At 56.0% G+C, this 8806-nt stretch carries 8 protein-coding genes; 4 read left to right on the top strand and 4 right to left on the bottom strand.

Going from position 1 to position 8806, the window contains the following annotated elements; genetic code table 11:
• From AC3DKE_RS10530 to AC3DKE_RS10545, 4 genes are all read left to right on the top strand, one after another.
• A partial coding sequence (locus tag AC3DKE_RS10530; protein WP_487990648.1) for a gamma-glutamyltransferase family protein occupies positions 1 to 1750 on the top strand: 1750 nt, incomplete at its 5' end.
• Between the two features lie 112 nt (positions 1751 to 1862).
• Complete coding sequence (locus AC3DKE_RS10535; RefSeq protein ID WP_340675740.1) at positions 1863 to 3152, top strand: dicarboxylate/amino acid:cation symporter; 1290 nt, start codon at positions 1863 to 1865, stop codon at positions 3150 to 3152.
• Positions 3149 to 4549 carry an adenosylmethionine--8-amino-7-oxononanoate transaminase gene (locus tag AC3DKE_RS10540; RefSeq protein WP_487990649.1) on the top strand — a complete coding sequence of 467 codons (1401 nt, stop codon included), beginning with the start codon at positions 3149 to 3151 and terminating at the stop codon, positions 4547 to 4549. The genes AC3DKE_RS10535 and AC3DKE_RS10540 overlap by 4 nt, the downstream gene beginning before the upstream one ends.
• A 59-nt stretch (positions 4550 to 4608) precedes the next feature.
• Positions 4609 to 5340, top strand: a complete 732-nt coding sequence (locus tag AC3DKE_RS10545; protein ID WP_487990650.1) for a 16S rRNA (uracil(1498)-N(3))-methyltransferase — start codon at positions 4609 to 4611, stop codon at positions 5338 to 5340.
• Here the strand turns inward: AC3DKE_RS10545 and AC3DKE_RS10550 are convergent.
• Genes AC3DKE_RS10550 through coaBC form a run of 4 tightly spaced genes read right to left on the bottom strand, consistent with a single transcriptional unit; the run spans position 5337 to position 8804 of the window.
• Positions 5337 to 6113 carry a sulfite exporter TauE/SafE family protein gene (locus AC3DKE_RS10550; RefSeq protein WP_487990651.1) on the bottom strand — a complete coding sequence of 259 codons (777 nt, stop codon included), beginning with the start codon at positions 6111 to 6113 and terminating at the stop codon, positions 5337 to 5339. The two genes, AC3DKE_RS10545 and AC3DKE_RS10550, sit on opposite strands and share 4 nt — an antisense overlap.
• Before the next feature lie 6 nt (positions 6114 to 6119).
• Positions 6120 to 7028, bottom strand: a complete 909-nt coding sequence (gene argB / locus AC3DKE_RS10555) for an acetylglutamate kinase (protein ID WP_340675744.1) — start codon at positions 7026 to 7028, stop codon at positions 6120 to 6122.
• A 23-nt stretch (positions 7029 to 7051) separates the two neighbouring features.
• The gene (gene dut, locus AC3DKE_RS10560) at positions 7052 to 7507 is read right to left on the bottom strand and encodes a dUTP diphosphatase (protein WP_340675745.1); all 456 of its coding nucleotides are present in this window, start codon (positions 7505 to 7507) and stop codon (positions 7052 to 7054) included.
• Positions 7508 to 7538: 31 nt separating this feature from the next.
• Entirely contained in the window at positions 7539 to 8804 is a 1266-nt protein-coding gene (gene coaBC / locus AC3DKE_RS10565) for a bifunctional phosphopantothenoylcysteine decarboxylase/phosphopantothenate--cysteine ligase CoaBC (protein WP_487990652.1), read from the bottom strand.
• Positions 8805 to 8806 lie beyond the last annotated feature (2 nt).

Genomic DNA, 8806 nt, shown 5'->3' on the forward strand with positions numbered 1-8806 from the left:
ACTGAGCGCCTGCAGCCATCAGCCCGCAAGCGACACAGCCGCTGTTTTAGCGGCCAATGCTCTGCGTCAAGCCACACCAGAAGCTGGCTCTGGCCGCTACCCGCTAAGCACAATGACTTCTGCCAACGCCATGGTGGTGACTGCGCATCCGCTTGCCACTGAGGCCGCGCTCACGATGCTACGTGCTGGCGGCAGTGCTATCGATGCGGCCATTGCTGCACAAGCCATGCTCGGCTTGGTTGAGCCGCAGTCATCTGGTTTTGGTGGCGGCGGCTTTATGGTTTTCGCCGAACCATTGCGAGAAAAAACTGCTCGTGTAACCGCGATCGATGGTCGCGAAACAGCACCTGCTGCAACCACTGAGCGCCGATTTTTACGTGCCGATGGCCAAGCCATGGCCTTCGACGAAGCCCTGGCCAACGCCCGTGCGGTTGGTGTGCCTGGCGTCGTGTCTATGCTCGATCTGGCGCATCAGCGCTGGGGCAAGCTGCCGTGGCAAACCCTGCTCGCGCCAGCCATCGAGGCCGCACGCAAAGGCGTGCCGGTGTCGCACCGTTTGCACACGCTTTCCGCCACTGACCCTCTGCTAGCGCGCTCAAAAACCTTGGCGCCACTGCTGCTAAATCGCTCCGGCAAAGCTTGGCCAACCGGCCACTTGCTGAAAAACCCAGCCTATGCCGAACTGCTAGAAACGCTGGCCAAAGAAGGCCCATCAGTATTTTATCAAGGCAAGCTAGCCAAGCGCTTTGTCCGTGAGTTACGCGCCGCTGGTAGCGACATCACCGATAGCGATTGGTCTTCGTATAGCGCCGATGTGACGCCGGCACTCTGCCTGCCCATCGCTAGCTTTAATGCTTGTTCGGCCTCAGCACCCAGCGGTGGCTTTAGTGTGTTGGAAATGGTCAGCCTCTGGCAGCGCCATCAACAAACTCAGCGTGGCCCCGTGCTCAATACTCTTGGCAATGACCTCAGCACCGACTCTCTGCATGGCTTGCTCGAGGCTGAGCGTTTAGGCTTTGCTGACCGCCAGCGCTACGGTGCTGATCCGCGCAAAGTTGTCGTGCCAGTAAGTGGCCTACTCAGCCACTATTATTTGAATCAGCGTGCACGTCTTATTGAAGATTTAGCCGCTCAAGGTGCTGTACCGGCGGGCACGCCACATGGCGCAAAAGTTAGTGCCACTGATGGACAAATTCTCGAGCACGGCACTAGCCATATCAGTATTGTCGATACCCAAGGCCGTTGGTTGGCAATGACTTCATCTATCGAAGATCGCTTTGGCTCTCGCCTACTGATTCGCGGCGTACTGATGAATAATCAACTCACCGACTTCAGCTTCGTGCCCACGCAAAGCGATCTGCCTGTGGCCAACCGTGTTGGCCCTGGCAAGCGCCCGCGCAGCGCCATGTCACCGACTGTATTGATTAATGATGAAGGTCGCCCTGTACTCGCCATGGGCTCGCCCGGCGGCAGCCGCATCTTAGGCTTTAATGCACGAGTGCTGAGCGCCTACATTGCCGGTGTGCATGATGCTAGCAAGCTCGTTTCCTTACCGATGGCGCTCAATCGCAATGGCCCAACCGAAGTCGAACGCACACTCGGCAGAGATGCGATTGCCGAACTCAAAGCGCGTGGCCACGATGTGAAAGTGGTCGAAATGGCCAGCGGCCATGGCGTCATCGTGCGCCGCGGTAGCATCTTGCAAGGCGCTGCAGATCCACGTCGCGAAGGTCAAGCTGCCGGCTTCTAAGCACGCTCATCGCCACGCATTGCCCCGCTCACAAACCAGTCTGCTAAAGTAGCGCCACGATGCCACCCATGCCCAGTGGTGGCCACACCTCAGCATTCATACTGGAGCAGGCATGTCTTTAACTCGGCAAATCTTATTAGGCCTCGGTCTTGGCCTAGTCGCCGCCGCGCTACTGTCAGGCCCGCTAGCGCCGTGGCAAGACGCCGCACTCAGCATCACAGGCGTTACCGGCAGCTTATTTTTAAATGCCCTGAAGATGGTCGCCGTACCGTTAATTGCCACCACATTGATCGCCGGCCTCGGCAAACTTGAGCAAGCGCCTGGGCGTTTAGGTGCGCTCACTGCCGGCTATTACGGCATGAGCACGCTACTGGCGGTCAGCATGGGCCTGATCTTGAGCAATGTCATCGCGCCAGGCTTACGCGCCGGCTTAGACCCCGAAGATGTGCAAAGCCTCATGGCACAAGCCAGCCTCTCACCTACGTTCGCCAACGGCAGTAGCGACTGGCAAAGCACATTATTAGGCTTAGTGCCGGGCAATATTTTCAATGCCTTAAGCACAGGCAATTTGATCGCCGTTGTGCTGTTTTCGCTAGTCTTAGGCCTAGCGCTGCGCACATTGCCGACGGAGTTTCGTCAGTCGCAGCAAGTACTTTGGGATAGCTTGCAACACCTGCTAATGACAGTGACGCAATGGGTTTTGCGCACCGCGCCGCTTGGCGTTTTCGCTTTAGTCACCACCAGTGCTGCGCAAGTTGGCTGGGCTGCCGCCGAACCATTGGCCTGGTTCGTCATCACGGTATTGCTCGCGCTAGTGCTGCATGCCGGCCTCAGTCTTGGCCTTGTGCTCTGGCGTTTGGCTCGCGTATCGCCGTTGCAACATGCCCGTGATATGAGTCCCGCATTATGGATGGCATTTTCTACCGCATCATCGGCAGCGACTTTGCCGGTGACCCTACGCTGCCTAAATGATCGCGCAAAAGTGCCTTCATCTGTGACCGGTCTCACCGTGCCGCTGGGCACTACGATGAATATGGATGGCACTGCGCTGTATGAGTGCGTGGCGGTGCTGTTTTTAGCTCAGCTTCTAGGTGCTGATTTAACTATTGTGCAGCAGTTATTGGTTCTATTTTTGGCGCTAGCCACTTCAACAGGTATGGCCGGCATTCCTGCTGCCAGCCTTGTCGCTATCGCGCTAATCTTGGACCGCGTTGGGCTACCAGCCGAGGCATTGGGCTTACTGTTAATCACCGATAGACCATTGGATATGTGCCGCACCGCGGTGAACGTATGGAGTGATTCGGTGGCGGCCAGACTGGTGGCGTATTACGCGAAAACTGATTCGCCTGCCATGGCTCAAACAGTCACTCAAGCGCCCACCAACGTAGAGTCTTCGCAATGACTAAGCGCTCTAGCAATGCCGATATTTCGCGCCGCGATCTAGCGCATGTTTGGCACCCGTGCACGCAAATGCATGACCACGAGCAATTACCATTAGTGCCGATACGCCGTGGCGAAGGCATTTGGTTAGAAGACTTCGATGGCAAGCGCTATATGGATGCCATCAGCTCATGGTGGGTGAATTTATTTGGTCATGCCCACCCACAGATTAATGCCGCCTTACGCGAGCAAGCAGACACGCTCGAGCATGTGATTTTGGCTGGCTTTACGCATGAACCGATTGTCGAGCTTAGTGAACGCTTGGTGGCCTTAGCGCCGCCAGGGTTAACGCGCTGCTTCTATGCCGACAATGGCAGCTCTGGCATCGAAGTCGCGCTGAAAATGAGCGTGCATGCTTGGCGCAACCAAGGCTCGCCTGAGAAAACACGCTTTATTGCGCTGGAAAATAGCTATCACGGCGAAACCATTGGCGCGCTCAGCGTCACCGATATTCCGTTGTTTTCTGAGACTTATCGACCGCTGCTGCAAGCGCCGCTGCGAGCACCATCACCGGCAGCACCTGCGGGTGCGCCCGATGGCGATTGCGAGGTGTATTGCCAGCGCGCATTAGAAGGCATGGAGTCGCTACTGGCCAAGCATGCGCATGAAGTGGCTGCGGTGATTGTCGAACCTTTGGTGCAAGGCGCGGCTGGCATGCGCATGTATTCGCCGCGTTACCTCACGCGTTTGCGTGAATTATGCGATGAACATAATGTCTATTTGATTGCCGATGAAATCGCTGTTGGCTTTGGTCGAACCGGCACTTTGTTTGCCTGCGAACAAGCCGACATCACGCCCGACTTTTTGGTGTTGTCGAAAGGCTTAACCGCAGGCTATTTACCGATGTCAGTAGTACTCACGCACGCGCGGATTTATGAGGTCTTTTACGACCGTTACGACACCCTGAAAGGCTTTTTGCACTCGCACAGCTATACCGGCAATGCGCTCGCCGCGCGGGTAGCATTGGCCTCGCTAGATCTCTTCAAGCAGCATGATATCATCGCCGCGAACCGCCAATTGGCCTTGGTTTTGGCGGAGGCCATCGCTCCCTTACGTGATCATCCGCAGGTTAGCAGTGTGCGCCAAACTGGCATGATTGCCGCGATTGAGTTGGTACGCGACAAAGCTAATGGCACACCGTATGACTGGCGCGAACGCCGTGGCTTGGCAATCTTTCAGGCTGCGTTAAAGCGAGGATTATTGCTTCGACCTATCGGCAATGTGGTGTATTTCATGCCGCCTTATATCATCACGCCCGAACAAATTCGCTGGATGGTCGCCACCGCGGCTGAGGCTATTGACGAGGGTTTGCGCGCACCGGCTGGCCGCTTTAGTGAAGCGGGGCCAAGCATGGCGTAGTCGCTAAGACTATGCCGCGGCGAGTAACCACGTGTGCCGATACTTTTGATGAGAAAATCATGATTCGTTTATATGTAACCGCTGAGCAAACATGGACTGCAGGCATGACACTCAGCCTGCCAGAGGCCGCCGCGCATCATTGGACTCGTGTACTGCGCGCTCGCATCGGCGACCATGCTGTGCTGTTTGATGGTCAAGGCTGTGAGGCTGAAGTTGAGCTGATCGAAGTCAGCAAGCGCTCGGCACAGGTCACGGTTATTTCGATCGCAATGCCAGCCGTGGAGTCGGCGCTACACACGCATCTTGGCTTAGTGATGAGCAAGGGCGATCGCCTCGATTACGCACTGCAAAAAGCCGTGGAATTGGGTGTTAGCGAGATCACCTTACTCAGCAGTGAGCGCTGCGAGTTGCGTCTGCGTGGAGCGGAAGCTATCGAGAAAAAACTAGCACATTGGCAGGGTGTATTGGTCAGCGCTTGTGAGCAATCGGGGCGTAACACCTTACCTTTACTACATGGGCCAATGGCGCTGAGTGACTGGCAAACAGCAGTGGTCGCGACACAAAAATGGGTGCTAGCGCCTAGTGTTTCTGGCGGCCCAAATGCTTCAAACAAGCCTGCGTCAGTAGCACTGCTCATTGGCCCTGAGGGTGGTTTGAGTGCTGCGGAAATTAGCGCGGCGCAAGCCTGTGATTTTCAACCTTGGCAGTTTGGGCCGCGAGTCTTGCGCACCGAGACAGCGCCTGTAGCGGCGCTAGCGGTGCTGCAATGGCTTTATGGCGATGCCGGCTAAACCAAAGCTTGCGCGGCATCCCACAAGAGTTTGCAGCCAACTGCCACGGTAAGTAGCTCAAACGCCCGCTTCACTACGCCGCTACCATGACGCAAAGCCATGTGCGCGCCAAGATAGCCGCCAAGTAATGAACCCAAGAGCAACGCCGGCAGCCAGTCCCATTGCACCGGTGCTTGCTGAGCCAAGGCTATCGCGCCCGTACCATTCCAAAATAGCCCGACCAAAATCAGTGTGTAGGTCACCGCACGGGTGTAATCGAGTCCGAACCAACGCACTAACCATAGGGTGACAAACAGGCCAGTACCACTTGTCAGCGAGCCATTTAACACGCCGATGGCAAATAGCCCGAGCGCGCCAATGAGCATACCAGCGCGGTCGCGATTGGCTTTTTCAGCACTAACGCCCAAAGCTGGCCGGCGCCATGAATACAGACCAAGACCTAGTGTGAGCACACCCAAAGCACCACGTGCCAACGCATCTGGCAACTGCAAAATAACCTGTGTACCAACATAAACGCCGGGCAGGCCTGCCGCCAAAATAAACAGCGCAAAACGCCAATCAATGCCGTCACCGCGAAGATGGCGCAAGGTGGCACCTACACCAAGGGCAACGCTGGCAATTTTGTGCGTGGCTAATGCCGTAGGGAAGGCGAGACCGAGTAATAACAACACTGGCAGCTGCAACAAGCCGGCACCGCCGCCGGCGAGTGCCGAAAGCGTATTGGCCAGCAGAGCAAGTCCAAATAGCAGGACCTGCCCGCCGGCATCTAGCATCGCGATTTAAGCTTTTTTCGGCAGACGATTGCTGATTAAAGTGCCCATACCATCGTCGGTAAAGACTTCGAGCAAACAGGCGTGCGGCACACGACCGTCGATGATGTGCGCGGTTTGCACGCCATTTCTGACGGCATCTAAAGCGCAGGCAATTTTCGGCAGCATGCCGCCATAAATAGTGCCATCGGCGATCAGTGCGTCGACATCTTTGGTAGTCAGACCGGTCAGCACTTTTTTATTTTTGTCCATCACACCGGGGATGTTAGTGAGCAAGATCAACTTCTCGGCCTTCAAGGCTTCAGCAACTTTGCCTGCCACCAAGTCGGCATTGATATTGTAGGAGGCACCGTCGTCACCAACGCCCACAGGCGCAATCACTGGGATGAAATCGCTCTTGAACATGAGCTCGAGCACATCGGTTTTGATGCCGGCAACTTCGCCAACCTGACCAATATCGACAGAAATATCTTCCCCCGCGGCATCCTTTTTCGACAGTGTCATCCGTCGCGCGCGAATCAAGTTAGCATCCTTACCCGTAAGGCCAATGGCGCGACCGCCGTTCTGATTAATCAGATTGACGATGGATTTGTTAACCGAGCCGCCGAGTACCATTTCTACGATATCCATGGTCTCGCTGTCGGTGACACGCATGCCATCGATAAACTCAGACTCTTTGCCCACGCGCTTGAGCATGTCGCCAATTTGCGGGCCGCCACCGTGCACCACAATCGGGTTCAAGCCCACCGTTTTCATCAGCACAATATCACGCGCGAATGAGTGCTCTAGCTCAGGGTCGGTCATGGCATTGCCGCCGTATTTGACCACTACCGTTGCGCCCTTAAAGCGCTGGATATACGGCAGTGCTTCGGTAAGTACTAACGCAACGTTGAGTGCTTCGTTATGAGAAAGTGCCATGTCTTTATGCTCGCAAAAATGAATTACTGACGGCCAGAACTGCCGAAGCCACCGGTGCCGCGTTCTGAGGCGCGAAACTCTTCAACCACTTCAAAACTGGCCTGCACTACAGGCACTAAAACATACTGCGCCAAGCGCTCGCCGGGCTCGAGCGTAAATGCCACTGAGCTGCGGTTCCAGCAAGAAATCATGAGTTCGCCTTGATAGTCGGCGTCGATTAAGCCGACCAAGTTACCGAGTACGATGCCGTGTTTATGGCCTAGTCCTGAGCGCGGCAAAATCAAACCAGCATAGCCCGGGTCAGCGATATAAATCGCCAATCCGGTGCGAATAAGCTGCGTCTCGCCGGGCGCTAATGTTAACGGCGCGTCGAGCAAAGCGCGCAGATCTAGGCCTGCCGAACCTTCAGTGGCATAGCTAGGAAACGGCAATTCGCTGCCAATGCGCGGGTCTAAAATCTTGACTTGTAATGACTTCATTTCAACTTCCTAACGGTGATCTATTCGCTATTTAAGCGCCGGCGCTGCTGAGTCGATCAGCGAGCAACTGCACCAACTGACGGGCGATTTGGGCTTTGCTGGCTTTGGCCAAGTCGGCACGGCCAACGCCATCGCCCATAGGCCAAAATACGGTCATGGCATTATCGTCACTTTGAAAGCCAATGTCGGCACGCGAGACATCATTGCAGGCAATTAAATCCAACTTTTTGCGGGCTAACTTATCTTGCGCATAGGCTTCGACAGCGTGCGTCTCAGCGGCAAAGCCCATAACTAGAGGGCGTTCAGCGCGTGCGGCAATGCCAGCGACGATGTCGGGATTTTTCACCAGAGTTAGCGTGATCTCATCATCTTTGTCGCCCTTTTTGATCTTCTGCTCAGCAACTTGGGCGGGGCGATAATCGGCAACAGCAGCGGTGGCGATAAACACACTTTGCTCAGCGCCTACAGCGGCGACTGCGTCAGTGACCGCCAGCTCACATGCCGCCTGCATATCGCGAGCTGAAACCACATCGATGCGCTGCACGCGATCTGGCGTGGCTAAGTTCACTGGCCCTGCAATCAGCGTGACGCGGGCGCCTGCTTCAGCGCAGGCCTCGGCCAAGGCAAAACCCATCTTGCCTGAGCTGTGATTACTCAAATAGCGCACGGGGTCGACGGCTTCGCGTGTCGGCCCTGCGCTGATGACCACGTGCCGGCCACTGAGTGCGCGACTAGCAAATTGTTCGGCACAGAGCGCGACAATTTCTAAGGGCTCAAGCAAACGGCCTGCGCCGACATCGCCGCAAGCTTGTACGCCACTGCCGGGACCAAAAATCGCCACCTCGCGAGCTTGCAACGTGACCATATTGTTTTGCGTAGCGGGGTCTAACCACATCTGCTGATTCATCGCAGGCGCGACAGCCTTACGCGCGCCACAAGCTAACCAGCAGGTGGTGAGCAAATCATTAGCCACGCCTTGGCATAAGCGCGCGATGGTATCGGCCGAGGCTGGCGCCACTAAAAATAGATCGGCCCAACGCGCCAGCTCGATATGACCCATGGCAGCTTCGGCTTTTGGATCGAGCAAATCGGTGTGCACAGCATTGCCAGATAGCGCCTGCAAGGTTAGCGGCGTGATGAACTCTTGCGCGGCGGCGGTCATGATGACTTGCACCTCAGCGCCAGCATCACGCAGGCGGCGAATCAGATCGGCGCACTTATACGCCGCGATGCCGCCAGTCACGCCAAGTAAAATTCTTTTCTGAGATAGCCGCGCCAGCATGCAATTACTCCACATCG

It is taken from the genome of Paraperlucidibaca sp., from assembly GCF_982810325.1.

Bases quoted from the DNA above. Each gene is read 5' to 3' on its own strand.
- AC3DKE_RS10535 (WP_340675740.1), top strand. From the start codon at position 1,863: ATGTCTTTAACTCGGCAAATCTTATTAGGCCTCGGTCTTGGCCTAGTC.
- AC3DKE_RS10540 (WP_487990649.1), top strand. From the start codon at position 3,149: ATGACTAAGCGCTCTAGCAATGCCGATATTTCGCGCCGCGATCTAGCG.
- AC3DKE_RS10545 (WP_487990650.1), top strand. From the start codon at position 4,609: ATGATTCGTTTATATGTAACCGCTGAGCAAACATGGACTGCAGGCATG.
- AC3DKE_RS10550 (WP_487990651.1), bottom strand. From the start codon at position 6,113: ATGCTAGATGCCGGCGGGCAGGTCCTGCTATTTGGACTTGCTCTGCTG.
- argB (WP_340675744.1), bottom strand. From the start codon at position 7,028: ATGGCACTTTCTCATAACGAAGCACTCAACGTTGCGTTAGTACTTACC.
- dut (WP_340675745.1), bottom strand. From the start codon at position 7,507: ATGAAGTCATTACAAGTCAAGATTTTAGACCCGCGCATTGGCAGCGAA.
- coaBC (WP_487990652.1), bottom strand. From the start codon at position 8,804: ATGTGGAGTAATTGCATGCTGGCGCGGCTATCTCAGAAAAGAATTTTA.